Here is a 23,843-nt window from a genome sequence, read left to right on the forward strand (position 1 = left end):
CAAACGGCGGGCAGGGATGCCCGCCCTACGGCTTAATCGTGATATAAATTTTGAATTTCAGACGGCATATTGCCACCCCAAGCAGCATCGAATAAGCCTAAAGCCACGTCATGATGAAACGAAGGATAAGGCCAGTTGCACACTTGCTCGGCGTGGCCGTGCTTCACAGGATTGTAATAAATGTAATGAATATGGTTTTCCAAATCCTACTCGTTTCGGATGGCATGTTCCCAAAAACGGCTTTGCCAAATCCCGCTTTCCCGCTTATTGGATTGAGCCGTATTGGGCGAACGGATTTCTTCGGGCAACCGTTTGCTGAAATTGATTTTCAGATTTTGAATGCGCCGTGAAAAATCACGGTCATGTTCGGGCAAGCGCATAATGCAATGGAAGTGGTCGGGCAAAATGCAGATGGCCACGGTTTCAAACGGCAAATGGCGCAGCGTTTCACGGTAGGCCGCCCGAAATTCGTCGATATAGCGGATAAGATAATCCTTTGAACGGTCGTTCAGATTCACCGTGAAAAAATACATACCGCCCGGCACATAATGGCGGCGGAAATTGGGCATGACGTTTTCCTTTTTTGTGTTTTGTTTATTGGTTCTTACCATTTCGTAGGGCGGGCATCCCTGCCCGCCGTTTGTCCAAGATACTGTTATTACCTTATGTTGTCTTGCTCTACCGAGCAAGAGGTGGGCAGGGATGCCCGCCCTACGGTTGGTTTTGAGGCCGTCTGAAATTTCAGACGGCCTTTTCTTTCAGTTAGCCTGTTTACTCCTCCCCCAACTTCTTCAAAACCGCTTTCACCGTCTGAATCCGTGTTTCAACATCTTCCATCACCGCGCTCACGCGCAATTTGTCCGCGCCGGCCATGCGGTAGTTTTTGTTGCTTTGCATCAGCAGGATAATTTGCGCGGGGTCGATGTTGTGGTGTTTGCCGAATGTGAGGGTAACGGCGTCGGTAGTGGCATCAATCGCGTCTATGCCCATTTCTTTGGCCGTCAGGCGGATGCGGTGGCTTTCGATCAGGGTTTTGACGGGTTGTTCGGACAGGCCGAAGCGGTCGACGAGTTCTTCGTGCACGGTGTTGATTTGGGCTTCGGTTTCGCAGGTGGCGAGGCGTTTGTATAAAACGAGGCGCTCGTGGATGTCGGGGCAGTAGCTTTCGGGTAGGAGCGCGGGGCTGTGCAGTTTGATTTCGGTGGTTACGCCCAACGGTGCGTCGAGGTCGGGCTGGCGGCCTTTTTTGAGGTCGCGCACGGCTTGTTTGAGCATTTCGGTGTAGAGAGTAAAGCCGACCTGCATCATTTCGCCGCTTTGCCCTTCGCCGAGGATTTCTCCTGCGCCGCGGATTTCCAAATCCTGCATGGCCAGCGTGAAGCCTGCGCCGAGTTCGTCGGCGGAGGAGATGGCATCGAGGCGTTTTTCGGCATCTTTGGTGATGTATTCGGGCGTGAGCAGGTAGGCGTAGGCTTGGTGGTGGCTGCGGCCGACGCGCCCGCGCAGTTGGTGCAGTTGGGCGAGGCCGAATTTGTCGGCGCGGTTGATGATGATGGTGTTGGCGTTGGGGATGTCGATGCCGGTTTCGATGATGGTGGAGCAGAGCAGCACGTTGAAGCGTTGTTGTAAGAAGTCGCGCATCACTTGTTCGAGTTCGCGCTCGCGCAATTGGCCGTGGGCTACGCCGATGCGGGCTTCAGGCAGCAGGGTTTCGAGGCGCTCGCGCATGTTTTCGATGGTTTCGACTTCGTTGTGCAAAAAGAATACTTGCCCGCCGCGTTTGAGTTCGCGCAGCACGGCTTCGCGCACGCTGGCTTCGCTGAAGGGTTTGACGAAGGTTTTGACGGCGAGGCGGCGGCTGGGGGCGGTGGTGATGAGTGAAAAGTCGCGCAAGCCTTCGAGCGCCATGCTGAGGGTGCGCGGAATGGGGGTGGCGGTGAGGGTGAGGATGTCGACGTTGGCGCGCAGGCGTTTGAGCTGCTCTTTTTGGCGCACGCCGAAGCGGTGTTCTTCGTCGATAATTACCAAGCCTAAGTTTTTGAATTGGATGTCGTCTTGCACGAGTTTGTGTGTGCCGATCACGATATCCACCGTGCCGTCGGCCATGCCGGCGAGCGTGGCTTTGGTTTCTTTGCTGCTGTTGAAGCGGGAAAGTTGGGCGACTTTAACGGGAAAATCGGCGAAGCGGTCGCTGAAATTTTGTGCGTGTTGTTCGACCAACAGCGTGGTGGGGGCGAGCACGGCCACTTGTTTGCCGCCCATCACGGCCACGAAGGCGGCGCGGAGAGCGACTTCGGTTTTGCCGAAACCGACATCGCCGCACACGAGCCTGTCCATCGGCTTGCCTTGAGTGAGGTCTTGGAGCACGGCGGCGATGGCGGCGGCTTGGTCTTCGGTTTCTTCGTAGCCGAAGCCGTCTGAAAAGGCTTGGTAATCTAACTCGTTGAATTGGAATTTAAAGCCTTCTTGTGCGGCGCGTTGGGCGTAGAGGTTGAGCAGTTCGGCGGCGGTGTCGCGCGCTTTTTCTGCGGCTTTGCGTTTGGCTTTGCTCCATGCGGCGGTGCCGAGTTTGTGCAGTTGCACGTTTTCATGGGCATGGCCGGAATAGCGGCTGATGAGGTGCAGGTTGGACACGGGCACGTAAAGCTGCGCTTCGCCTGCGTATTCGAGCAACATCATTTCGTTGTCGCCGTCGCCCAAATCCATGTTGACCAAACCCATATAGCGGCCGATGCCGTGTTCTTCGTGTACAACGGGGTCACCGATGTTGATTTCGGCCAAGTCGCGCAAGAGGCCGTCTGAAACTTGGGCGTGCTTCTTGCGGCGCGAGGTGCGGCTGCGGGCAACGTATTGGTAGAGGTCGGATTCGGTGATAACGGCGAGGCCGGTTGTAGGTCGGATACTTGTATCCGACAAGGTTTGGGTTGTGCGGGCGTCGGATTCGAGAATCCGACCTACGGTTTCCGTATCAATGGGCAGGCTACCTGAAAGGCCGTCTGAAAGCTGGTTTTCCGTTTTGTCGGATTCAAGAATCCGACCTACGGTTTGAGTCGATTCAAGAACACGGTCGGCGTTTTCAGACGGCAACTGAAACCCATAAGCCAACTGCGTTACGGTAATGCACAACGATGCGTCGCTGTCTAAAAACGCCTGCCAGCCGTCCACACTTTGCGCTTTCAAGCCGTGCTGCTGCATAAAGCCGAGCATGGTTTCGCGGCGGCCCGCGCTTTCGGCGCACAGCAACACTTTGCCGTTAAAGGCCGTCTGAAAACTTTGCAGCGCGGCAAGCGGGGTTTCGGATTGGCGGTTTACGGCCACATCGGGCAGCGCGTGTTGTTTGCCGTGGAAGTCGGGAAGGATTTGGCCGTAAGGTTTCAGACGGCCTGCAAACTGGTCTTCACTGAGATACAAATGCTGTGGATGCAAAGGCGGGTAAGTTTCATCGCCTTTAGCCATCGCAAAGCGCGATTTGACATCCGACCAAAAGCGCGAAGCCTCGGCGTGCACGTCGCCGATGCACACCACCAGCGCTTCTTCGCCGATGTAGTCGAACAGCGTGGCCAATTCGTTTTCAAAAAACAGCGGCAGATAATATTCCACGCCCGCGCCGAAATGGCCGTTGCTTACGGCTTTGTAAACGGTGGCGGCGTTGTAGTCGCCCTCGATTTCTTCGCGGAAACGGCTGCGGAAGATTTTTTGCGCGTCGTCGTCGGTCGGGAACTCGTGTGCGGGCAGCAGGCGGATTTCGGAAACGGGCGCGATGGTGCGCTGGGTGTCGGGGTCGAAAGTTTTGATGCTGTCGATTTCGTCGCCGAACATATCCAAGCGGTAGGGCGCGTCGCTGCCGCTGGGGAAAATATCCAAAATGCCGCCGCGCAGGGCGAATTCGCCGGCGGCAATCACGTTGGAAACATTACTGTAACCGGCTTCCACCAAGTTTTCCCGCAGTGCGTCGATATCCAAAGTCTGGCCGGTTTTCAGCCAAAACGTGCGCCCCATCAAAAACGACACCGGCGCGAGTTTCTGCATGGCGGTGGCCACCGGCACGAACACCGCATCCGCCGCACCCTGCTTAATCTGCCACAACGCGGCCAGCCGTTCCGACACCAAATCGTGATGCGGCGAAAAACGCTCATACGGCAGCGTTTCCCAGTCGGGCAGAAACACGGCCTTATCCTGCGGGCGGAAAAACTGCCACGCGGTTTGCAGGCGCAGGGCCTGCTCCACATCTTGCGTGAGAATGATTTTAACGGGCTTTTCAGGCAGGCATCGGGCTAGGAAAAACGGCAGGCTGCCGCGGGAAAGGTCGAGCCAGCGGGATTTTTGGGCGGGGGCGGGGATAGGATAGTTCATATCGGTACGGACAGCAGTTTAGGCCGTCTGAAAAAGTTTCAGACGGCCTGTGTTGAAGATACGCTTATTTTATCATGTATCCCCGTGCTCCATTTACAGGCCGTCTGAAAAAGGTTTAGCATGGAAGCATTGTTCGTTATTCAGGAGCCAATCAAATGTACCCGATTCAAGAGCCTTACAAAAGCGGCCTGTTGAAAGTATCCGCCATCCATCAAATCTATTGGGAAGAATCCGGCAATCCGCACGGCATTCCGGTGATTTTTCTGCACGGCGGGCCGGGGGCGGGCGCGTCGCCGAAAGCGCGCGGCTTTTTCAACCCCGACAAATACCGCGTGGTGATTATCGACCAGCGCGGCTGCGGGCGTTCGCTGCCGTATGCCGAAACCTATGAAAACACCACTTGGGATTTGGTGGCCGACATCGAAAAAGTGCGCGAAATGCTCGGCATACACAGTTGGCTGGTATTCGGCGGCTCTTGGGGCAGCACGCTTTCGCTGGCTTACGCGCAAACCCATCCGAACCGTGTGCGCGGCTTGATTTTGCGTGGCATATTCTTGGGGCGGCAGAGTGAAATCGACTGGCTGAACGAGCAAGGCGGCGCGGAACACATTTATCCCGAACAGTGGCAGCATTACCTCGCCCCCGTGGCCGAAGAAAAGCGCGGCGCAATCGTGCAGGCTTATCATGAAATGCTGTTCGGCCAAGACCGCGAACAGGCTTTGCGGGCGGCGAAAGCATGGGCGGAATGGGAAAGCTGGCTGGTGCAGTTCGACCCGAAACCAGTGGAAGAAGATGCGGAACAGGCGTTGGCGATTTCGCGCATCGAAAACCATTATTTCGTCAACGGCTGTTGGCTGGAGAACGAAAAAGCATTGCTGGCGAATGTAGACAAAATCCGCCATATCCCCACCGTGATCGTTCAGGGGCGTTACGACATCTGCACGCCGATGAAAAGCGCGTGGGAGCTGAAGCAGGCGTTTCCCGAAGCCGATTTGCGGATTGTGCAGGGCGGCCATGCCTCGTTTGAAGGCGAAGTGGCCAAAGGCTTGGTGCGGGCGGCGGACGAGTTTGCAGACAAATTGGCCGTCTGAACAGAGCGGCCGTGTTTTTCAGACGGCCTCAAACCGCAGGCTTTCAGGCCGTCTGAAATCCCGTACAATACGCCGACCGTTTTTTAAAGGAATCCGCCTCGATGAATACCGTGAAAATCAAAAACACCGTGCTGGGCGCAGGCAGCCCGAAAATCTGCGTGCCGCTGGTGGCAAAAGATTCAGACGGCCTGCAAACCGCTTTGGCAGGCTTGCGGGGCTTGGCTTTTGATGTGGTGGAATTCCGTGCGGACTTTTTCGAACGCGCAGCCGATAGCGGCTATATCGTGGAACGCCTGCGCGAAGTGCGCGCCGCCCTGCCGGATACGCCGCTGCTGTTTACCTTCCGCCGCGCCGAAGAAGGCGGCGAGTGCCCCGTGCCGCCGGAGGTTTATTTTTCGCTGGTTCGGACGGCCATACGCTCCGGCTTGACCGACATCATCGATATCGAACTGTTTGCGGGCGAAGCCGAAGTGAAAGAAACCGTTGCGCTGGCCAAAGCCAACGGCGTGGCGGCCTTGCTGTGCAACCACGATTTCGATAAAACGCCGCCGAAAGAAAAGATCATAGGCCGTCTGAAAACCATGCAGGATTGGGGCGCGGACATCTGCAAAATCGCCGTGATGCCGCAATCCGCCGCCGACGTGCTGGTGTTGCTCGATGCCACGCAAACCATGTTCCATCAATATGCGCGGCAGCCGCTGGTAACGATGGCGATGGGCAAACTGGGCGTGGTAAGCCGCTTGGCGGGCGAAACCTTCGGCTCGGCAATGACTTTCGGCTTGGCGGGAACCGCTTCCGCGCCCGGGCAGATCGGTGCGAACGATTTGCGCTTTATTTTGAACGTGTTGGCCGGAAAGTAAGCGGTGTTTAGCAAGCATTCAGGCCGTCTGAAAAAGTTCAGACGGCCTCTTCTAGTTATTTGGCAGTAGTTATAAAGTATGGTGTTAAGCGTTTTGCTTAAATGTTAAAAAGCGCCGTTATTCCGATTGCAAGAGGAGAGAGGATGAAACCGTATCAAACCGCTTTAAAAGCCGCTCTGGCCGCCGTTGCGCTGGCTGCGTCCGCACCGAATGCGCTTGCCGCCGACATTACCGTGTCTGCCGCCGCCAGCCTGAGCAATGCGTTTAAAGACATCGCCGCCCAATACGAGAAACAGTATCCGCAAGACAAAATCAAGCTGAACACCGCTGGTTCCGGCACATTGCTTCAGCAAGTGCTGCAAGGTGCGCCGGTGGACGTGCTGGCGTTTGCCGATCAGGAAACCATGGATAAGGCGCAGGCTCAGAATGTGATCGACACCAAAACCCGCCGCAATTTCGCCCTCAATTCTTTGGTGATTGCCGCGCCGAAAGACAGCAAACTGAAAGTGAACAAACTGGGCGATTTGGAAAGCGAGCGGTTCGACCGCATTGCCGTCAGCAATCCCGCCAGCGTGCCGGTGGGCCGTTATGCCAAAGCCGCATTGGAAAAAGCGGGCGTTTGGAATACGCTGCAACCGAAAATCATCAACACCCAACATGTGCGCCAGTCGCTCGATTACGTGGCGCGCGGCGAAGTGGACGCGGGTTTTGTGTACAACACCGATGCCGCGTTGATGAAAGACAAAGTCAAAGTGCTGAAAACCGTGCCGACCGAAAAACCGGTTTCTTACCCGATTGCGGTTGCCAAACAAACTGCAGCGCGGAAAGAAGCCGAACGTTTCGCGGTGTTCGTGTTGTCGCCCAAAGGACAGGCCGTGTTGAACAAATACGGGTTTAAAAAGCCTTAAGCCGTTTTCGGCTTGGTGGGAGGCCGTCTGAAAACCAGCCCGCAGCTCGGCAGGCGGAAATGTTTCAGACGGCCTTGTTACGTGATTAAAAGGGTTTTCCATAATGGTAGAAGCCGTTACTGTTACGCTGCTGCTTTCTTTGAAAGTGGCGGGGCTGGCGACCTTGCTGAACATCATCCTCGGCACGGCAACCGGATTCGTGTTGGCGCGGCGGCGTTTTGTCGGCCGCAACGTGCTCGATACCTTGCTGACACTGCCGATGGTGATGCCGCCGACCGTGCTCGGCTATTATCTGTTGGTGCTGCTCGGGCGCAACAGCGCATTGGGCGGCTGGCTGAAAGATACGTTCGGCATCAATCTGATTTTCACGTGGCAGGGCGCGGTGATTGCCGCAACGGTGGTTACGTTTCCGCTGGTGTTCAAACCGGCGCGGGCGGCGTTTGAAGGCGTAAACCCCCAACTCGAACAGGCTGCACGGGTGTTGGGGCTAAGCAAGTGGGCGGTGTTTTTCCGTGTGAGCCTGCCGCTGGCTTGGCGCGGCATTTTGGCAGGCGTGTTGTTGGCGTTTGCCCGCGCTTTGGGCGAATTCGGCGCGACATTGATGATTGCCGGCAGCATTCCGGGGCAGACGCAGACTTTGTCGATTGCCGTTTACGAAGCGGTGCAGGCGGGCGACGATGTGCTGGCCAACCGGCTGGTGCTGCTGATTTCGGCGGTGTGCGTGGTGATTTTGCTGGCGGTCGGCCATTTGGCGCGGGCGCGAGACGGGAGGGGCTGATGCTGTTTGATATTGAAATCCGCAAGCGGCTGCCGTCGTTCGATTTGGAGGTGCGTATTCGGTCTGATGTGCAAAAATTGGCTTTGGTGGGGGCTTCCGGCTCGGGAAAAAGCCTGACTTTGCAGCTTGTATCGGGCTTGCTGAAACCGGATGGCGGCCATATTCGCATCGGCGGCCAAACATGGTTTGACAGCAAATCCCGCACCGATATTCCCGTACAACGGCGCGGTGCGGGGCTGATGTTTCAGGATTATGCGCTGTTTCCGCATTTAACCGTGGTGCAAAACATCGGTTTCGGCTTGCGGCAGGGGCTGCTGAACCCTAAAGGCAGGCCATCTGAAAAAGTGCGGCATTGGCTTGATTTGTTGCGGCTTTCCCATGTGGCGGGGCATTATCCGCATCAGATTTCGGGCGGCCAGAAGCAGCGTACCGCGCTGGCGCGCGCTTTGATTATGCAGCCCGAACTGCTGTTGCTGGACGAGCCGTTTTCCGCGCTGGATGCCGACCTGCGCCGCCATACCCGCGAGGAATTACTGCAATTGCAGGCGCAAAGCGGCGTGCCGATGATTTTGATTACCCACGACCGTGCTGATGCCGAAGTGCTGGCGGACGAAATCTGGCGCATGGACAATGGGCGGGTGGCGAAAGAGTCGGCGTAAGCCCGTTCGGGCGGCGGCGTTTGCAAAAGGTTTCGATGGGCATGTGTCGGTAAAAGGCCGTCTGAAAAGATGTTTTCAGACGGCCTTTGCATGTCGGTTTAATTTTCGGGCTGCGGCACTTTGTGCTGCACGGCATACACGGCGGCCTGCACGCGGCTGGACAGCTCCAGTTTGCGCAAGATGTTCTGCACATGCACTTTGATGGTGGATTCGGCCAAATCCAAACGGCGGGCAATCACTTTGTTGCTGTGGCCGGCGGCAAGATAGCCGAGAATTTCCAGTTCGCGCGGGGTAAGGCTGGCCAGCTCGTTGTTTTTCGGCGGCGCGGCGGGAGAAATCAGCGATTGCACCAAGCGGGCGGTCATTTCGGGCGAGAAAACATTGTCGCCGTCCACCGCTTTGCGGATGCTGTCGAGCAGAAAATCGGCATTAATGTTTTTCAGCAGAAAGCCGCGCGCGCCGATGCGCATGCACTCGGTCAAGTCGTCGCTGTCTTCGGAAACGGTAAGCATCACCACGGTTTGCTCGGGGCGGGTGCTGAGAATTTGGGCGAGGGCTTCGCGGCCGTTCATTACCGGCATGTCGAGGTCGAGCAATACGATGTCGGGGCTGAGTTGTTCGACCAGTTTCACACCGGATAACCCGTCAGCCGCTTCGCCGATTACTTCGAAATCTTCTTGGCGCGATAACAGGGCTTTGATGCCGCTGCGGAACAGGGTGTGGTCGTCGATAAGGAGGATTTTGATGGTCATGTGGCTGTTCTCTTGTTTTGTGGCAGTGTCAGTGTAATGCAGGTGCCTTGTTCGGGTTGCGATTGAATGTCGAGCGCGGCCTGTATGCGACGGGCGCGCTCGTGCATGATGCCCAAACCGACGTGTTCGGAAGAAAGGTTTTTCAGACGGCCTAAATCGAAGCCCGTGCCGTCGTCGCGTATGCTCATGATGAAATCCTGCTCGTTGGCGATATCCAGCCAAACACGCTTGGCTTGGGCGTGTTTGCGGATGTTGGAAAGGCTTTCCTGCAAGATGAAAATCACTTGCAGTTGTTCGTCGTTGCTCAGGGGCAGCCCTTCTCCGCTCCAGCGGGTTTCAACGGGAATTTGGGTTTGCTGCTCGAAACGTTTGACCAGCGTATTGACGGCATCGCTGAATTCTTTTTTGGTGATTTTGGTACGGAAGTTGAGTAAGAGTTCGCGCACATCATCATAGCATTCCTGTACGCCGTCTTTGATAAAACGCATATTTTCTTCGATTTGTTCGTGCTCGTCGGCCGCCAATGCACTTTCCAGCATCTGTACTTGAAGGTTGAGGAAAGTGAGGGTTTGGGCGATGCTGTCGTGCAGGCCTTGTGCCATCAGGTTGCGCTCTTGCAATACGGCAAGCTGGCGGCTTTCCTGCGCCAAGCGGCTGTTGGCGATGGATACGCCGAGTTGCCCGCACAGGGCTTGTAAAAGTTCGGTATCGGAAGGGGCTAGGGCATGGCCGTCTGAAAAGTAAAGCGTGAAGATTCCGATCTCCTGTTCTTTATAATAGATGGGGAATACGGCCACGTCGTTGAAACCGGCGTTTTCACATAAGGTGGGCGGGGATTTCGGCGGGTGGGTGTCGAAAAAATACACTGGTTTTTCATTGGCTTCGCTGGCCGCCGCTCCGCACAGGCATTCTTCGAGGCGTTCGCATTGTTCGGCGGTTTGCAGTTTGTCCGGCAGGCCGACGCTGGCGGCCAAGTCCATGCGCTTGCGGTCGAAGTCGATCAGCCGCACGCTGCCTGCCTGTGCCGACACTTCGGGCAGGATGCGGGCAAGGAATTTTTCGGCGGCACGGGAGGGGGTGTGGCTTTGGTGTAAATCGCGGGTGGTTTGGTAAAGCGTTTCCAATTCGCGGTTTTTGCGGGCCAGATTTTCGGTTTGCAGGGCAACTTGGCCTTCAAGATCGGTATAGAGCGTTTGCAAATGGGTGCTCATCAGGTTGAAGCCGTTGCCGAGCTGGGCGAACTCGCTCACTTTGCCGGTTTCGACCTGCGTGCCGAAGTCGCCGCGCCGTATGGCCTGCACGCCTTCGCGCAGAATGTCGATGGGGCGGATCACCCACAGATACAGCAGCACCACCATCACGCCCGAGCCTGCCGTTACCAATATCATCAAGGCCGTCTGAAAAAGGCGCAAAAGCTCGGTGTTGCGGGTGTTGACGGTTTCGACCGAACGCACGAAGCTGTCGATAATGCCGACGAATTGCGTCAGCTCGGCGGCAGTGGGCGCTTCGCTGCGTTGCAGGCGCGGCTTGATGCTGTTTTGCCAGTCGTGCTGCATGGCCTGCATGCGCGTGTGGATTTCGAGTTCGTCGGGCAGAAACAGCGGGCGGGCGGGATCGCCTTTGCGGATGGTGTTGAGCGTATGCTCGAACGATTGGATTTGCTCTTGGATATTTTGCGGTGCGGCATGCTGGCTGAGCATATAGGCCAGCCGGTAAGTGCGCATCCGCAGGCTGCCGGCATCGTTGATGGCCGCTCCCGCGCCTTCCAGCCGCCAAGACAATACCAAAGTGAAGGCAATCGAAAATAAAGCCGCGCCCACCCAAACGCAGGTGAGCAGTTTCAATCGGGCGGAAAGGCTGAGGCCGTCGGACGACGCGGGTAACATTTTCATTTGCAAGATAAATCATTGGAACTACTACTAAAGTATCATTTTATAGGGTTATATACAATCCTCCTAAAGGCTGAGGAGAGATTCGCCGAACGGTGCTGGGTTTTAAGGTAAAATTCTGCCACTATTCATTCAAATTTAGAGAAACCGTTTTTCAGACGGCCTGAACCGATATGATTACTATCTTATATTTCGGCGTGTTGAAGCAGCATCTGAACACAGCCTGGGAGCAAATCGACTGGCAGGGCGGCACAGGCCGCACGCTGCTGGCCTGTTTGCAGGCACGCGGCAGCGAATGGGAAAATGCATTGGCGCAGGATAAAATTTTCCGCTTGGTGATTGATAAAAAAATCAGCGGCTGGGATGATGAAATTCCCGACGGAGCCGAAGTTGGCCTGTTGCCGCCGGTAACGGGGGGCTGAACCATGCAGCCGGTAATCCGCATTCAAACCGCCGATTTCAATCTGCAAAACGAATACCGGGCCTTGTTGCAACAAGGCGGCAATATCGGCGCGGTAACGGGGTTTGTCGGGCTGGTGCGCGACCGCGATACCGACACGCCGCTTGCTAGTCTCTTTCTCGAACATTATCCCGAAGTAACCGAAAACGAAATCGCCCGTATTGTTCAGACGGCCTCGCAACGCTGGCCGCTGACCGCCTGCACGATTATCCACCGCGTAGGCATATTGGCGGCGGACGAACAAATCGTGCTGGTGTTGGTTGCTTCCGAGCACCGCAAAGCAGCCTTCGCCGCCGCCGAGTTTATAATGGACTATCTCAAAACCGAAGCGCCGTTTTGGAAGAAAGAAATCTTTTCAGACGGCCTCGAAAGATGGGTGGAAGCCAAACAAAGCGATCGGGCCGCCGCCTTGCAATGGGAGGAGCGCCGATGAACGTAGGCGTACTCATTATGGCGGGCGGAGAAGGCAACCGCATGGGCGGGCAGGATAAAGGCATGCTGATGTGGAAAAACAAAGCCTTCATCGACCATGTAATCGACCGCATCGGCCCGCAGGTTAGCCACATCGCCATCAGTGCCAACCGCAATTTGGAAGAGTATGCCAAGCGCAGCACGCATGTTTTTCCCGATGCCCGCCAATGGCAGGGTTTGGGGCCGCTGGCCGCATTGTGCACGGCCGCCAATGATATCCAACTGGCCAAAACCGATTGGCTGCTGATTGTGCCGTGCGACAGCTTGAACCTGCCTCACAATCTGGTGGAAACCTTTTTAAACGCCGCCCGCAAATCGCCGGTGGCCAGCGCGTTTTACGCCGAAACCGGCGCGCAGCCGCATTACAGCATCATGTTTATCCGCCCACAGCTTTTGCAGAGCACGGTAGCTTATCTCTATACCGGCATGCGTACCCTGCGCGGCTGGTTGCAGCAGCAGCGCGCCCGTCCAGTGCCGTTTGCCTCCGAAGCCGAATTCGTTAATTACAACTCCCCGCAAGATATGGAGAACACACCATGTTAGATTTTGAGATTGCCCGCCGCCGGTTGCTCGACACCCACCCATGCACGCTCGGCTGCGTCAACTTAACACTGGCGGAGGCGGCCAACCGCATACTGGCGGCATCGCTGCCGGCCAAATATCCCAGCCCGATGTTTGATAACAGCGCGATGGACGGCTATGCCGTTTGTGATCCGGAAGGCCGTCTGAAAAACTTTACCGTCGTCAGCCGCATCCAAGCGGGCGAAATAGCCGCCGCACCGTTGCAGGCGGGAGAAGCAGTCCGCATTTTCACCGGCGCGCCGCTGCCCGGAAATACCACCGCCGTCGTGCCGCAGGAGCAAACCGAAACCGACGGCGAAGCCTTGCATGTTACCGCCGATATCGAACCCGGCCAGCACATGCGCTTAAAAGCCGAAGAAATCGAAGTAGGGCAGGAATTGCTCGAAAAAGGCAGCAAACTCAATGCTGCTGCGCTCGGTTTGGCGGCATCGCAAGGTTATGAGCGCGTGCCCGTATTTGAAAAACTGAAAGTAATCGTATTTTCCAGCGGCAACGAAATCACCGAACCGGGCACACCTTTGGCCGAGGGAAAAATCTACGATGCCAACCGCTACCAACTGATTGCATGGCTGCAAACCCGCGGTGCGCAAGTGATGGACGGCGGTATTCTGCCCGATGATTTGGCCCGTACCGAAACGGCCTTGAGCTACGCCGCCAAAAAATTCGACGTTATCGTAACCAGCGGCGGCGCTTCAGTGGGAGAAGCCGACTATTTGAAACAGGCGATTGAGAATGTCGGTTCGCTCACCACCCATACGCTGGCCATCAAGCCCGGCAAACCGTTTGCATGGGGGCATATCGGGCCGGCAAAAGTGTTCATTCTGCCGGGCAATCCCGTGGCCGCTTTTGTAACCGCCCATATGCTGTTGCTGCCGGTGTTGAACGCTTTAATGGGCAAAAAACACCGTAATTTAAGTTTGCCGAAAGTAACCGCCAAAGCCGTATTCAATACCCGTAAAGCCGTCAAACGCCGCGAATTTTTGCGTGTCGCCACAGAGGTAAACGAAAAAGGAGAAACCGTCGCCAAACTGTTGCCGAACCAAGGGTCGGCCATGCTCAGCACCTGTGCCGTAGCCGACGCTTTGTGTGAAGTGCCCGCCGGTACGGTGGTGCGGGAAGGCGATACGGTTACGCTGTATCTGCTGCCCGGTTAGCAAAGAGCATGGAGGCCGTCTGAAAAGGTTTTTCAGACGGCCTTTGTGTATAATGCACGGATTAAAAAAACCAACCACGGAAACATTATGCAAACCGAAGTCGAACTGAAAATCTTAAACCCCAAAATGGCAGACATGTTACCCGCCTATGCAACGCCGGGTTCCGCAGGGTTGGATTTGCGTGCCTGTATCGATTCCGCCGTTACCCTTGAGCCGGGCGATACCTTTCTGGCACCTACCGGCATCGCCATCCATTTGGCCAATCCCGCCTATGCGGCTGTACTGCTGCCGCGCTCGGGGTTGGGGCACAAACACGGCATCGTGCTCGGAAATCTGGTCGGGTTGATTGATTCAGACTATCAAGGCGAATTGAAAGTGTCGTTATGGAACCGCGGAAAAGAAGCGTTTACCATCGAACCGATGGAGCGCATCGCCCAAATGGTGATCGTGCCGGTGGTGCAGGCGGCGTTTAAAATCGTTGACGAATTCGATGCCAGCGAGCGCGGCGAAGGCGGTTTCGGCAGCACCGGCAAGGCCTAATACGGGCCGGATACTTACGGAAGAAAATCAAATCATTGATTTAAGAGTTATTACAAAGGCAATGTTTGAGTAAATGTTGCAATTTGTGCGAACTTTTGAAGAGGCGCAACTATCTTAGTTAACAATTGCTTTCGGATTAATGTTGGAAAGTTTGCATATTATTACTGAAAAATATTTGGTAAAAATATCCATTCGGGGCTACAATCGGCACCTATTTCTACCGAAATATTCTAAAACCATAATAACGGAGTTAAAAAACAATGACAGCTAAAGGACAAATGTTACAAGATCCTTTTTTGAACGCCTTGCGTAAAGAGCATGTGCCTGTTTCTATCTATCTTGTAAACGGCATTAAATTACAGGGGCAAGTTGAATCATTCGACCAATATGTTGTGTTGTTGCGCAACACATCGGTTACGCAAATGGTTTACAAACACGCCATTTCGACTATTGTTCCGGCCCGCGCCGTAAGCCTGCAACATGAAAATAAACAACCCGCAGCCGCGGCTCCCGTGCAGGTGGAAACCACACAACCTGCCGAATAAACGGTAGAACTTAAGATACCTTACCATGTTTTTGGTAAGGTATTTTTTATCGTGCCGGTTCAAATGAAAGCTCCGGCTTTTTCGGTTTGTGATTTCCCCATGCTGTTGAAAAACATCCTCCCTTTTACCCATTATCTGCTCCGCGAGAAAATCCGCTCTGGAGATACCGTACTCGACGGTACGGCAGGCAACGGGCACGACACGCTTTTATTGGCGCAGTGCGTCGGCAAAGAAGGCAAGGTATGGGCATTTGACGTGCAGCAGCAAGCCTTGGATACTACGGCAGGCCGTCTGAAAGAGGCGGGGGTGCGTGAACGGGTAAATCTCGTATTGGGCGGGCACGAAACGCTTGCAGATTATGTATGCGGGCCGTTATCCGCCGCCGTATTCAATTTCGGATGGCTGCCGAACAGTGATAAAAGCTGTACCACGCAAACCGATACCAGCATCCGCGCGCTTCAGGCCGCACTGGATTTATTGCAAAACGGCGGTTTGCTGTTGGCCGTACTTTATCCCGGGCATGAAGAAGGGAGGCACGAAGCCGAAGCGGTGGAACGTTGGGCGGCGGAATTGCCGCAACACCGGTTTGCCGTGTTGAAATACGGCTTCGTCAACCGCCGCAACCGACCGCCTTACCTTTTGGCTGTGGAAAAGCTGCGTGAATAATCAAGGTTCGGGTAAAATACGCGGCATCAAACCATATTATTAACTATAAAGAAACCGCTCACCATGCAATATCTGATTGTCAAACACAGCCACATTACCTTTGTCGCCATTACCATCCTGCTATTCAACCTGCGTTTTTGGATGCGTTGCGCCAAACCCGAAAACCCTCTGCCCAAATTGTTGAAAATCATTCCGCATTTTAATGACACTTTGTTGCTGTTTACCGGTTTGTGGTTGATGAAGATTACCCACTTTACTCCGTTTGGCAATGCCGATTGGCTGGGGGTGAAAATTTTAATTTTGTTGGCTTACATCGGTTTGGGCATGATGACGGTAAAAGCGCAGCCGCGCACACCCAAAGCCAATCTCGGTTACGTTTTATCCATGGCGTGCATCGTATCCATAATCTATCTTGCCTATTACAAACCTTTCTAAGGCCGTCTGAACATGCCGACGCATACCGTAAAAACAGCCGTTATCGCTTTGGGCAGCAACTTGCAAAACCCTGCCGGGCAAGTGGAGGCGGCCTTGAAAGCAATTGCCGCGTACGGTCAGATTGAACTGCAACAAACCTCTTCACTCTATATAACGGCCCCCGTAGGCTATGCCGACCAGCCCGATTTTGTAAATGCCGTCTGTATAGTGGCAACCACTTTGAGCGGCAAAGATTTATTGGCGGTGTTAAACGGCATCGAAGAGGCATTCGGGCGTGAGCGCAGTTTTCGTAACGCCCCCCGTACGCTTGATTTGGATATTATTGATTACAATGGTGAATTTAGCGACGACCCGCATTTAACCCTCCCGCATCCGCGCGCGCATGAACGCGGGTTTGTTATGTGCCCGCTGGCCGAAATTTCTCCCGACTATGTAATCGGCAACTACGGTACGGCGAAAGAATTGGCCGTAAAAACAGGTAGTGCCGACATACGTATTTTGAAAAACAATCAGACACAAAAGGCCGTCTGAAAATACATCTGCAAGCATTTTAAACAGGAAAACTCACTAAATGAATTATCGTTATATTGTTGTAGAAGGTTCAATCGGCAGCGGCAAATCCGAACTCAGCCGTCGTTTGGCGCAATACTTCGATGCGCTGCATCTGACGGAAAGCCCGGAACGTAACCCTTTTCTGGAGCAGTTTTACCTGAATGCCGCCCACCACGGTTTGGCAACCGAATTGTATTTTCTGATGCGCCGTGCCGAAGCGGTAGAGATGATTAATACCGAAGAAGAAAGAAACGAGCGCATCATCGCCGATTTCCTGCTTGAAAAAGACCAGATTTTTGTGCCGGTTGTCTTGAAAGGCAGCGATCCGGGCAACGAGCAAACATTGTTTTGGCAGATGAAACGCAAAATCATGCCGGAGTACCCTGTACCCGATTTGGTGATTTATCTGCAAACTTCCGATGAGAGTGCACAAAAACGCTTGCAAAAACGCAACGACGGCATGTTGAATCTGTTTCCTTCCGGTTATTTGGGGCAAATCCAAGACGAGTACCGCCGTTTCTTCCATCTGTACCAGAATTCACCGCTGCTGATTGCCAACGCCGATGAAATGGATTTCATCAATAATGACGACCATTTTGAAATGCTGCTGCGGGCAATGAGCAATATGCAGGGCAGCCGCCACTATCTGAATTTAAGTGAAGGGTAGGGCACCGGATAGCGGATAAACCGAATAATTTACGGTATTGAAACCTGACCATCAGATGGAATTGCCGATACTCAGAATTGTCGGGTTTCACGGTTACAATGAAATACATAAGCACTAAAGCCCATTTGTACCATATGGAAAGGCCGTCTGAAAACTTAATAGACATCAACAATTAAGTTTTCAGACGGCCTGTCGGCTATTTGTCGGATAGAGTGAATCAAGATTCGATATTCTTGCGCCACAAAACCAATAATTTGCCGATATGCTGTACCAGTTGCGCATCTACTGCTTCGCACAATGCCTCGCAAATGGCAATACGTTCGGCACGATCATCGCCTGCCACACGCACTTTGATTAATTCGTGAGCAGTTAAGGCGGCATCGGTTTCTTTGATTACCGATTCGGTTAAACCGTGTTGGCCGATCATAACCACTGGGTTTAAATGATGGGCGCGTGCTTTAAGTTCCAAGATTTCTTTAGTGTTGAGTTTTTCAGTCATTTTTACTGCTTCGGTGAAATAATAAACAAACACGTATTGTACGCGAACCGCCGACTTTCAGGGAAAATATAGAACGGATAGGCCGTCTGAAACCGGAAGCCGATTTCAAATTCTATCGATGATAACGTACAATACATTTTTTTATTTTTTCGGAAAATTTATGTCTGTCCGTTCCAAATCTTCCAAGGCTTGGCTGAACGAACATGTGAACGACCATTATGTTCACATGGCGCAAAAAGACGGTTATCGCGCAAGAGCCGCTTACAAACTTTTGGAAATCAACGAAAAAGACAAATTAATCAAACCCGGCACGGTGCTGGCCGATCTGGGGAGCGCACCGGGTAGTTGGTCGCAAGTGGCTGCCAAGCTGGTTGGGAAGTCGGGGCAGGTTTTTGCCTTGGATATTCTGCCGATGGATGATATAGAAGGCGTGTCGTTTATTCAGGGCGACTTTCGCGAAGACAGCGTGCTGGCTGAATTTGAATCATTACTCAAAAACCGCCCGCTGGATCTTGTAATTTGCGACATGGCACCCAATATGTCGGGCAACGCCGTGACGGATCAGGCACGCAGTTTTTATTTGAGCGAGCTGGCTTTGGATTTTGCCATTAACCATTTGAAAAAAGGCGGTAATTTTCTGGTTAAAGTATTTCAGGGCGCAGGCTATCAGGAATACATGGCTGCTATGCGGGAAGCATTTTCCGCCGTGCAAACCCGTAAACCGGAAGCCTCACGCAATCGTTCCAGTGAGATTTATTTATTAGGAAAAAATAAACGCTGACAATGCGGGTGGCCTGATTTACAATTCGTTTTTCATTTTGACCCTTATATGGAGCCTGTTTCAGTGGGGAATATTTTCAAAAATCTTTTAGTTTGGCTGATACTGGGTGTCTGCTTAATGGCAGCATTCAATGCCATCAGCGACAAGCAAGAAAGTAAGCAACAGATTGAATATTCACAATTTATTGAGCAAGTGAACAAAGGCGAAATTGCCAGCGTTAATATCGAAGGCTCAGTTGTGAGCGGCTATCTGATTAAAGGCGAACGTGCCGATAAGAGCCAGTTTTTTACCAATGCTCCGTTAGACGACAAGCTCGTGCAAACGCTTCTGGAGAAAAAAGTACGCGTTAAAGTAACGCCGGAAGAAAAGCCGAGCATGTTGACTAGTCTGTTTTTCAGCTTGCTGCCGGTAATGCTGTTGATCGGCGCATGGTTCTACTTCATGCGTATGCAGGCGGGCGGCGGCGGTAAGGGCGGTGCGTTTTCATTTGGTAAAAGCCGCGCCAAATTGTTGGATAAAGACACCAATAAAGTAACATTCGCCGATGTTGCCGGTTGCGACGAAGCTAAAGAAGAAGTTCAGGAAATCGTTGATTACCTCAGAGCTCCCAACCGTTACCAAAGTCTGGGCGGACGTGTTCCACGCGGCATTCTGTTGGCGGGCAGCCCCGGTACCGGTAAAACCTTGCTGGCCAAAGCCATTGCGGGCGAAGCACAAGTGCCGTTTTTCAGCATTTCAGGCTCTGACTTCGTAGAAATGTTTGTCGGTGTAGGTGCCAGCCGTGTCCGCGATATGTTTGAACAGGCTAAGAAAAATGCCCCTTGCATCATCTTTATTGATGAAATTGATGCCGTAGGCCGACAACGCGGAGCAGGTTTGGGCGGCGGCAACGACGAACGCGAGCAAACCCTGAACCAATTGCTGGTTGAAATGGATGGTTTTGAAAGCAATCAAACCGTGATTGTCATCGCTGCTACCAACCGTCCTGATGTACTCGATCCGGCATTGCAACGTCCCGGACGTTTCGACCGCCAAGTAGTAGTGCCTTTGCCCGACATCCGCGGTCGCGAACAAATTTTGAAGGTGCATGCGAAAAAAGTGCCGTTAGATGAATCGGTAGATTTGGTTTCTTTGGCGCGCGGTACACCGGGCTTTTCCGGTGCCGATTTGGCGAACTTGGTAAACGAAGCCGCTTTGTTTGCAGGCCGTCGCAATAAAGTTAAAGTGGATCAAAGCGATTTTGAAGATGCCAAAGACAAAATCTACATGGGTCCGGAACGCCGCTCTATGGTGATGCACGAAGACGAAAAACGTGCGACAGCCTATCATGAAGCAGGCCATGCTATTGTGGCTGAAAGTTTGGACTTTACTGATCCTGTGCATAAAGTAACCATCATGCCGCGCGGACGTGCATTGGGATTAACTTGGCAATTGCCTGAGCGCGATCGCCTCAGTATGTATAAAGACCAAATGTTGAGCCAGATTTCGATTTTGTACGGCGGTCGTATTGCTGAAGATCTCTTTGTCGGCCGTATTTCTACCGGTGCTTCCAACGACTTTGAACGCGCAACGCAGATTGCCCGTGAAATGGTAACGCGTTTCGGTATGAGCGATAAAATGGGGGCAATGGTGTATGCGGAGAATGAAGGCGAAGTATTCTTAGGTCGTTCGATTACCCGTTCGCAGCATATTTCCGAAAAAACCCAGCAGGAAGTAGATGCCGAAGTGCGCCGTATTTTGGATGAGCAATATGCGGTGGCATATAAAATCTTGGATGAAAATCGCGACAAGATGGAAACCATGTGTAAAGCTCTGATGGAATGGGAAACCATCGACCGTGATCAGGTGCTGGAAATCATGGAAGGCAAGCAACCCAGCCCACCTAAAGATTACAGCTACAATATCCGCAAGGAGGAAGAAGTGGCACCTGTTCGGAAGGAAGAAGTTTTGGAAATTGATCATGCAAATTCTGAAACTACTGAGAATCTCGAAGTCTCTGCTTCTGACAATATTGCTGAAGATAAACAGAATGATGCTCAAACCATTGCTGCTGAAGAAACACGCGGCAATACAAATGATAAAGTTTGATGGTTTGAATAGACAGAAAAACGGCAACCGGTTTTAACCGGTTGCCGTTTTTCATGGCGTAAGACTTTGTTTAAAAGCGCCAGCCTTGAAACTTTTATAACAACGGCAATGGAATCGGTTCGGGATTTGTTTGTATTGTCTGTGAGCCGTTGTTTCCGGTTATAAGGGTTCCGTTATAAATACAGTTTTTCGGTACGGAGAGCGCATCATATGAGTGGAGCTAAGTGAGTGGCGGGCATTTGGCAAACAAAAGTATAAAGCGCCAGATTCATTTCTTATATGCTTTACCTACCATACTCATATTTCAAAATAAAAGGCCGTCTGAAAACTTTGCAGAGGAAGCCTGCACCATATTTTCAGACGGCCTTTAGAGGGAAAGATCAAGGAGTTTTTTATACTGCTTATTCCCACTCAATCGTAGCGGGCGGTTTACCGCTCACGTCGTACACCACGCGGTTGATGCCGCGTACTTCGTTGATGATGCGGTTGGACACTTTGCCCAGCAGCGAATAAGGCAGTTCGGCCCAATGTGCGGTCATGAAGTCGCTGGTTACGACGGCGCGCAGCGCAACCACATATTCGTAAGTGCGGCCGTCGCCCATGACGCCGACGGATTTTACCGGCAGGAACACGGCAAAGGCTTGGCTGGTGAGGTCGTACCATGAAGTGCCGTTTTCGTCGGTAGTGTTGCGCAGCTCTTGGATGAAAATATCGTCGGCACGGCGCAGGAGGTCGGCGTATTCTTTTTTCACTTCGCCGAGAATGCGCACGCCCAAGCCGGGGCCGGGGAAGGGGTGGCGGTACACCATTTCGCGCGGCAGGCCGAGGGCTACGCCGAGTTCGCGCACTTCGTCCTTAAACAGGTCGCGCAGCGGTTCGAGCAGCTTCAGGTTGAGGGTTTCAGGCAGGCCGCCTACGTTGTGGTGGCTCTTGATGGCGTGGGCTTTTTTGGTTTTGGCACCGGCGCTTTCGATCACGTCGGGGTAAATCGTGCCTTGTGCCAGCCATTTGGCGTTTTGGCGTTTACCGGCTTCGGTTTGGAACACTTCCACGAATTCGGCACCGATGATTTTGCGTTTTTGTTCGGGGTCGGTCACGCCGGCGAGTTTGCCCATGAAGTCGTCGGTGGCATCGACGTGAATCACGTTGACGCCTAAGTTGCGGGCAAACATATCCATCACCATTTGGCCTTCGTTCAGGCGCAGGAGGCCGTGATCAACGAATACGCAAGTGAGTTGGTCGCCGATGGCACGGTGGATCAACGCGGCGGCTACGGAAGAATCTACGCCGCCGGACAAGCCGAGAATCACTTCGTCGCTGCCTACTTGCTCGCGGATTTTGGCTACGGCTTCGTCGATGTAGTTGGGCATGGTCCAGCTGGGTTGCGCACCGCAGATGTCGAGCACGAAACGGTTGAGCAAGGCGCGGCCTTGTTTGGTGTGGGTTACTTCAGGGTGGAACTGGATGCCGTAGAATTGTTTTTCGGCGTTTTCCATCATGGCCACGGGGCAGCTTGGCGTGTCGCCGATGATGCAGAAGCCTTCGGGCAGCTTGGATACTTTGTCGCCGTGGCTCATCCACACATCGAGTGTGTTGGGCAGGCCGTCTGAAAGGCCGCGGGTAAGTTCGCAATCGATGGTTTTTACTTGAGCGTAGCCGAATTCGCGCTGGTCGCCGGGGGAAACTTCGCCGCCGAGATGATGCGCCATAAACTGCATGCCGTAGCAGATGCCGAGCACGGGAATGCCTAAATCGAAAATACCGGTGTCGGCCTGATAATCGGAGTTGTAAACGGAATTGGGGCCGCCGGAAAGAATAATGCCTTTGGGAGCAAATGCTTTGATGTCTTCCAAAGGCATATCGTAAGAATGCAGTTCGCAATACACATGGGCTTCGCGCACGCGGCGGGCGATAAGTTGGGTAACTTGCGAGCCGAAGTCGAGAATGAGGATTTTGTCTTGAATCATGGTGGTTTCTTCGGGTTGGGATGTGTTAAATGCGGACGACGGGGAATAAAATGAGGCCGTCTGAAAAGGCTGATATTGTACCATTTTTCAGACGGCCTGAAGAGATGCCGCATAAAAAGGATGGGCTTATTTGTCGAGCAGTTTGTTGTGCTTATAGGGCACCATGTTGCTGCGGGAAAGAAGCAGCAGGCAGCCCAGTATCATCATGCCCAAAGCAATCAGCGGCGAGTAGCCGAGCAAGTATTGGCTTTTCAGATAAACGGCTGCTCCGATGTAAATCAGCAGCGGGCCGGATACGATAGATTGTTTGTTAATGCCGTCTATAACCAGCACGACGACACCGGCAATCGCCAAGGCAATGGCGATTAATGTGGCAGTGGCTGGCAGGATACCGGTTGTTTTCAAAAACCAAACGGCACCGGCGATAATCAGGAATAAAGGTAAAGCAAGTGATGATTGGGGCATGGCGGTTTTCCGAAAAGTTTCAGACGGCCTGCATTGTATAAACGGCAGGTCGTCTGAAAAAGATTTGAACAGAATTCTTGCGTGTTTTTACTCAAATGGTGCAGGGGCTTGTTGCAAGTGTGTTTTGTACTGTTGAAATATTATGCCGGCTTGAGCAATCCGCTATGGAAAAGCGGCTTCGGATGTTGAAACCGATTATCCCGCATTTTTCATCAGGCGTTGTTTTTCACGCTTCCAGTCGGCTTCTTTCATGCTTTGGCGTTTGTCGTGCTGTTTCTTACCTTTTGCCAAGCCGATGTCCATTTTGATTTTTCCGCGGTGGTAGTGCATATTTAAGGGCACGATGGTGTAGCCCGCCCGCTCCGTTTTTCCGATGAGCTTGTTGATTTCCGATTGTTTCAGCAGGAGTTTGCGTTGGCGTACGGGGTCGGGTTTCACGTGGGTGGATGCGGTGGGCAGGGCGGTAATATGGCAGCTGACCAGATAGAAAGCATCTTTTTTCCAATGGATATAGCTTTCTTTCAACTGCACGCGGCCGGCACGGATGGCTTTGACTTCCCAGCCTTCCAACACCAAACCGGCTTCGATCTGGTCTTCAATAAAGTAATCGTGAAACGCTTTTTTATTGTTGGCTATGCTCATGGTGGATATCGCTTAAATGTTTTTCAGACGGCCTCGGTA

General features: G+C 53.1%; 26 protein-coding genes. 17 read left to right on the forward strand and 9 right to left on the reverse strand.

Going from position 1 to position 23,843, the window contains the following annotated elements; genetic code table 11:
- Nucleotides 1–32 precede the first annotated feature (32 nt).
- From Q0X97_RS01620 to mfd, 3 genes are all read right to left on the reverse strand, one after another.
- Entirely contained in the window at nucleotides 33–203 is a 171-nt protein-coding gene (locus Q0X97_RS01620; protein ID WP_302067165.1) for a hypothetical protein, read from the reverse strand.
- Between the two features lie 3 nt (nucleotides 204–206).
- The gene (locus Q0X97_RS01625) at nucleotides 207–569 is read right to left on the reverse strand and encodes a transposase (RefSeq protein WP_302067164.1); all 363 of its coding nucleotides are present in this window, start codon (nucleotides 567–569) and stop codon (nucleotides 207–209) included.
- 202 nt (nucleotides 570–771) lie between these two features.
- Nucleotides 772–4,353 carry a transcription-repair coupling factor gene (gene mfd / locus Q0X97_RS01630; protein WP_302067163.1) on the reverse strand — a complete coding sequence of 1,194 codons (3,582 nt, stop codon included), beginning with the start codon at nucleotides 4,351–4,353 and terminating at the stop codon, nucleotides 772–774.
- A gap of 155 nt (nucleotides 4,354–4,508) precedes the next feature.
- Here mfd and pip point away from each other — a divergent pair, with 155 nt between their 5' ends.
- From pip to Q0X97_RS01655, 5 genes are all read left to right on the forward strand, one after another.
- Nucleotides 4,509–5,444, forward strand: coding sequence for a prolyl aminopeptidase (gene pip, locus Q0X97_RS01635; RefSeq protein ID WP_302067162.1), 936 nt, complete (start codon nucleotides 4,509–4,511; stop codon nucleotides 5,442–5,444).
- A gap of 101 nt (nucleotides 5,445–5,545) precedes the next feature.
- The gene (gene aroD / locus Q0X97_RS01640; protein WP_302067161.1) at nucleotides 5,546–6,304 is read left to right on the forward strand and encodes a type I 3-dehydroquinate dehydratase; all 759 of its coding nucleotides are present in this window, start codon (nucleotides 5,546–5,548) and stop codon (nucleotides 6,302–6,304) included.
- 143 nt (nucleotides 6,305–6,447) lie between these two features.
- Nucleotides 6,448–7,212 (forward strand): molybdate ABC transporter substrate-binding protein, encoded by a 765-nt coding sequence (gene modA, locus Q0X97_RS01645; protein WP_302067160.1) that lies wholly within the window; start codon nucleotides 6,448–6,450, stop codon nucleotides 7,210–7,212.
- A 103-nt stretch (nucleotides 7,213–7,315) separates the two neighbouring features.
- Nucleotides 7,316–7,990: a molybdate ABC transporter permease subunit gene (gene modB, locus Q0X97_RS01650; protein ID WP_302067159.1), complete on the forward strand. Its 675-nt coding sequence runs from the start codon at nucleotides 7,316–7,318 to the stop codon at nucleotides 7,988–7,990.
- Complete coding sequence (locus tag Q0X97_RS01655) at nucleotides 7,990–8,649, forward strand: ABC transporter ATP-binding protein (protein WP_302067158.1); 660 nt, start codon at nucleotides 7,990–7,992, stop codon at nucleotides 8,647–8,649. Before modB ends, Q0X97_RS01655 begins: the two co-directional genes overlap by 1 nt.
- A 98-nt stretch (nucleotides 8,650–8,747) precedes the next feature.
- On the opposite strand, the gene Q0X97_RS01660 is transcribed toward Q0X97_RS01655, so the two are convergent.
- Both Q0X97_RS01660 and Q0X97_RS01665 read right to left on the reverse strand, forming a co-directional pair.
- Nucleotides 8,748–9,401 (reverse strand): response regulator transcription factor, encoded by a 654-nt coding sequence (locus Q0X97_RS01660; RefSeq protein WP_302067157.1) that lies wholly within the window; start codon nucleotides 9,399–9,401, stop codon nucleotides 8,748–8,750.
- Nucleotides 9,398–11,293: a type IV pili methyl-accepting chemotaxis transducer N-terminal domain-containing protein gene (locus Q0X97_RS01665; RefSeq protein WP_302067156.1), complete on the reverse strand. Its 1,896-nt coding sequence runs from the start codon at nucleotides 11,291–11,293 to the stop codon at nucleotides 9,398–9,400. Before Q0X97_RS01665 ends, Q0X97_RS01660 begins: the two co-directional genes overlap by 4 nt.
- A gap of 170 nt (nucleotides 11,294–11,463) precedes the next feature.
- Between Q0X97_RS01665 and Q0X97_RS01670 the strand changes: the two genes are divergently transcribed.
- From Q0X97_RS01670 to Q0X97_RS01715, 10 genes are all read left to right on the forward strand, one after another.
- Nucleotides 11,464–11,712 (forward strand): MoaD/ThiS family protein, encoded by a 249-nt coding sequence (locus tag Q0X97_RS01670; RefSeq protein ID WP_302067155.1) that lies wholly within the window; start codon nucleotides 11,464–11,466, stop codon nucleotides 11,710–11,712.
- 3 nt (nucleotides 11,713–11,715) lie between these two features.
- The gene (locus Q0X97_RS01675; RefSeq protein ID WP_302067154.1) at nucleotides 11,716–12,183 is read left to right on the forward strand and encodes a molybdenum cofactor biosynthesis protein MoaE; all 468 of its coding nucleotides are present in this window, start codon (nucleotides 11,716–11,718) and stop codon (nucleotides 12,181–12,183) included.
- The gene (gene mobA / locus Q0X97_RS01680) at nucleotides 12,180–12,764 is read left to right on the forward strand and encodes a molybdenum cofactor guanylyltransferase MobA (RefSeq protein ID WP_302067153.1); all 585 of its coding nucleotides are present in this window, start codon (nucleotides 12,180–12,182) and stop codon (nucleotides 12,762–12,764) included. The genes Q0X97_RS01675 and mobA overlap by 4 nt, the downstream gene beginning before the upstream one ends.
- Nucleotides 12,758–13,957, forward strand: coding sequence for a gephyrin-like molybdotransferase Glp (gene glp, locus Q0X97_RS01685; protein ID WP_302067152.1), 1,200 nt, complete (start codon nucleotides 12,758–12,760; stop codon nucleotides 13,955–13,957). The genes mobA and glp overlap by 7 nt, the downstream gene beginning before the upstream one ends.
- Nucleotides 13,958–14,044: 87 nt before the next feature.
- Entirely contained in the window at nucleotides 14,045–14,497 is a 453-nt protein-coding gene (dut, locus tag Q0X97_RS01690; protein WP_302067151.1) for a dUTP diphosphatase, read from the forward strand.
- Nucleotides 14,498–14,757: 260 nt separating this feature from the next.
- Nucleotides 14,758–15,042 carry an RNA chaperone Hfq gene (gene hfq, locus Q0X97_RS01695; RefSeq protein WP_302067150.1) on the forward strand — a complete coding sequence of 95 codons (285 nt, stop codon included), beginning with the start codon at nucleotides 14,758–14,760 and terminating at the stop codon, nucleotides 15,040–15,042.
- A gap of 99 nt (nucleotides 15,043–15,141) precedes the next feature.
- Nucleotides 15,142–15,708 carry a class I SAM-dependent methyltransferase gene (locus Q0X97_RS01700; RefSeq protein ID WP_302067196.1) on the forward strand — a complete coding sequence of 189 codons (567 nt, stop codon included), beginning with the start codon at nucleotides 15,142–15,144 and terminating at the stop codon, nucleotides 15,706–15,708.
- Nucleotides 15,709–15,771: 63 nt separating this feature from the next.
- Nucleotides 15,772–16,143, forward strand: a complete 372-nt coding sequence (locus Q0X97_RS01705) for a SirB2 family protein (RefSeq protein WP_302067149.1) — start codon at nucleotides 15,772–15,774, stop codon at nucleotides 16,141–16,143.
- Between the two features lie 12 nt (nucleotides 16,144–16,155).
- Complete coding sequence (gene folK, locus Q0X97_RS01710) at nucleotides 16,156–16,674, forward strand: 2-amino-4-hydroxy-6-hydroxymethyldihydropteridine diphosphokinase (protein ID WP_302067148.1); 519 nt, start codon at nucleotides 16,156–16,158, stop codon at nucleotides 16,672–16,674.
- A gap of 40 nt (nucleotides 16,675–16,714) precedes the next feature.
- A complete protein-coding gene (locus Q0X97_RS01715) occupies nucleotides 16,715–17,362 on the forward strand; it encodes a deoxynucleoside kinase (protein ID WP_302067147.1) in 648 nt (215 codons plus the stop codon).
- A 217-nt stretch (nucleotides 17,363–17,579) separates the two neighbouring features.
- Here Q0X97_RS01715 and yhbY read toward each other — a convergent pair whose 3' ends face one another.
- Entirely contained in the window at nucleotides 17,580–17,861 is a 282-nt protein-coding gene (gene yhbY / locus Q0X97_RS01720) for a ribosome assembly RNA-binding protein YhbY (protein WP_302067146.1), read from the reverse strand.
- 160 nt (nucleotides 17,862–18,021) lie between these two features.
- On the opposite strand from yhbY, the gene Q0X97_RS01725 reads away from it, so the two are divergent.
- Complete coding sequence (locus Q0X97_RS01725) at nucleotides 18,022–18,642, forward strand: RlmE family RNA methyltransferase (RefSeq protein WP_302067145.1); 621 nt, start codon at nucleotides 18,022–18,024, stop codon at nucleotides 18,640–18,642.
- Nucleotides 18,643–18,705: 63 nt separating this feature from the next.
- A complete protein-coding gene (gene ftsH, locus Q0X97_RS01730; RefSeq protein ID WP_367881755.1) occupies nucleotides 18,706–20,730 on the forward strand; it encodes an ATP-dependent zinc metalloprotease FtsH in 2,025 nt (674 codons plus the stop codon).
- Nucleotides 20,731–21,131: 401 nt separating this feature from the next.
- Here the strand turns inward: ftsH and guaA are convergent, their stop codons facing one another.
- The 3 genes from guaA to smpB all read right to left on the reverse strand — a co-directional run bounded on the left by guaA (nucleotide 21,132) and on the right by smpB (nucleotide 23,804).
- Nucleotides 21,132–22,697: a glutamine-hydrolyzing GMP synthase gene (gene guaA / locus Q0X97_RS01735; protein ID WP_302067195.1), complete on the reverse strand. Its 1,566-nt coding sequence runs from the start codon at nucleotides 22,695–22,697 to the stop codon at nucleotides 21,132–21,134.
- A 126-nt stretch (nucleotides 22,698–22,823) separates the two neighbouring features.
- Nucleotides 22,824–23,162, reverse strand: a complete 339-nt coding sequence (locus Q0X97_RS01740; protein WP_302067144.1) for a hypothetical protein — start codon at nucleotides 23,160–23,162, stop codon at nucleotides 22,824–22,826.
- A gap of 195 nt (nucleotides 23,163–23,357) precedes the next feature.
- The gene (gene smpB, locus Q0X97_RS01745) at nucleotides 23,358–23,804 is read right to left on the reverse strand and encodes an SsrA-binding protein SmpB (RefSeq protein WP_302067143.1); all 447 of its coding nucleotides are present in this window, start codon (nucleotides 23,802–23,804) and stop codon (nucleotides 23,358–23,360) included.
- Between the last annotated feature and the right edge of the window lie 39 nt (nucleotides 23,805–23,843).

The organism is Neisseria sp. MVDL19-042950, from assembly GCF_030504625.1.
Lineage (GTDB): Bacteria > Pseudomonadota > Gammaproteobacteria > Burkholderiales > Neisseriaceae > Neisseria.

What these genes read in the sequence shown, in the direction of transcription:
- Q0X97_RS01625 (WP_302067164.1), bottom strand. Translation starts at nt 569, where the DNA reads ATGCCCAATTTCCGCCGCCATTATGTGCCGGGCGGTATGTATTTTTTC.
- mfd (WP_302067163.1), bottom strand. Translation starts at nt 4,353, where the DNA reads ATGAACTATCCTATCCCCGCCCCCGCCCAAAAATCCCGCTGGCTCGAC.
- pip (WP_302067162.1), top strand. Translation starts at nt 4,509, where the DNA reads ATGTACCCGATTCAAGAGCCTTACAAAAGCGGCCTGTTGAAAGTATCC.
- aroD (WP_302067161.1), top strand. Translation starts at nt 5,546, where the DNA reads ATGAATACCGTGAAAATCAAAAACACCGTGCTGGGCGCAGGCAGCCCG.
- modA (WP_302067160.1), top strand. Translation starts at nt 6,448, where the DNA reads ATGAAACCGTATCAAACCGCTTTAAAAGCCGCTCTGGCCGCCGTTGCG.
- modB (WP_302067159.1), top strand. Translation starts at nt 7,316, where the DNA reads ATGGTAGAAGCCGTTACTGTTACGCTGCTGCTTTCTTTGAAAGTGGCG.
- Q0X97_RS01655 (WP_302067158.1), top strand. Translation starts at nt 7,990, where the DNA reads ATGCTGTTTGATATTGAAATCCGCAAGCGGCTGCCGTCGTTCGATTTG.
- Q0X97_RS01660 (WP_302067157.1), bottom strand. Translation starts at nt 9,401, where the DNA reads ATGACCATCAAAATCCTCCTTATCGACGACCACACCCTGTTCCGCAGC.
- Q0X97_RS01665 (WP_302067156.1), bottom strand. Translation starts at nt 11,293, where the DNA reads ATGAAAATGTTACCCGCGTCGTCCGACGGCCTCAGCCTTTCCGCCCGA.
- Q0X97_RS01670 (WP_302067155.1), top strand. Translation starts at nt 11,464, where the DNA reads ATGATTACTATCTTATATTTCGGCGTGTTGAAGCAGCATCTGAACACA.
- Q0X97_RS01675 (WP_302067154.1), top strand. Translation starts at nt 11,716, where the DNA reads ATGCAGCCGGTAATCCGCATTCAAACCGCCGATTTCAATCTGCAAAAC.
- mobA (WP_302067153.1), top strand. Translation starts at nt 12,180, where the DNA reads ATGAACGTAGGCGTACTCATTATGGCGGGCGGAGAAGGCAACCGCATG.
- glp (WP_302067152.1), top strand. Translation starts at nt 12,758, where the DNA reads ATGTTAGATTTTGAGATTGCCCGCCGCCGGTTGCTCGACACCCACCCA.
- dut (WP_302067151.1), top strand. Translation starts at nt 14,045, where the DNA reads ATGCAAACCGAAGTCGAACTGAAAATCTTAAACCCCAAAATGGCAGAC.
- hfq (WP_302067150.1), top strand. Translation starts at nt 14,758, where the DNA reads ATGACAGCTAAAGGACAAATGTTACAAGATCCTTTTTTGAACGCCTTG.
- Q0X97_RS01700 (WP_302067196.1), top strand. Translation starts at nt 15,142, where the DNA reads ATGCTGTTGAAAAACATCCTCCCTTTTACCCATTATCTGCTCCGCGAG.
- Q0X97_RS01705 (WP_302067149.1), top strand. Translation starts at nt 15,772, where the DNA reads ATGCAATATCTGATTGTCAAACACAGCCACATTACCTTTGTCGCCATT.
- folK (WP_302067148.1), top strand. Translation starts at nt 16,156, where the DNA reads ATGCCGACGCATACCGTAAAAACAGCCGTTATCGCTTTGGGCAGCAAC.
- Q0X97_RS01715 (WP_302067147.1), top strand. Translation starts at nt 16,715, where the DNA reads ATGAATTATCGTTATATTGTTGTAGAAGGTTCAATCGGCAGCGGCAAA.
- yhbY (WP_302067146.1), bottom strand. Translation starts at nt 17,861, where the DNA reads ATGACTGAAAAACTCAACACTAAAGAAATCTTGGAACTTAAAGCACGC.
- Q0X97_RS01725 (WP_302067145.1), top strand. Translation starts at nt 18,022, where the DNA reads ATGTCTGTCCGTTCCAAATCTTCCAAGGCTTGGCTGAACGAACATGTG.
- guaA (WP_302067195.1), bottom strand. Translation starts at nt 22,697, where the DNA reads ATGATTCAAGACAAAATCCTCATTCTCGACTTCGGCTCGCAAGTTACC.
- Q0X97_RS01740 (WP_302067144.1), bottom strand. Translation starts at nt 23,162, where the DNA reads ATGCCCCAATCATCACTTGCTTTACCTTTATTCCTGATTATCGCCGGT.
- smpB (WP_302067143.1), bottom strand. Translation starts at nt 23,804, where the DNA reads ATGAGCATAGCCAACAATAAAAAAGCGTTTCACGATTACTTTATTGAA.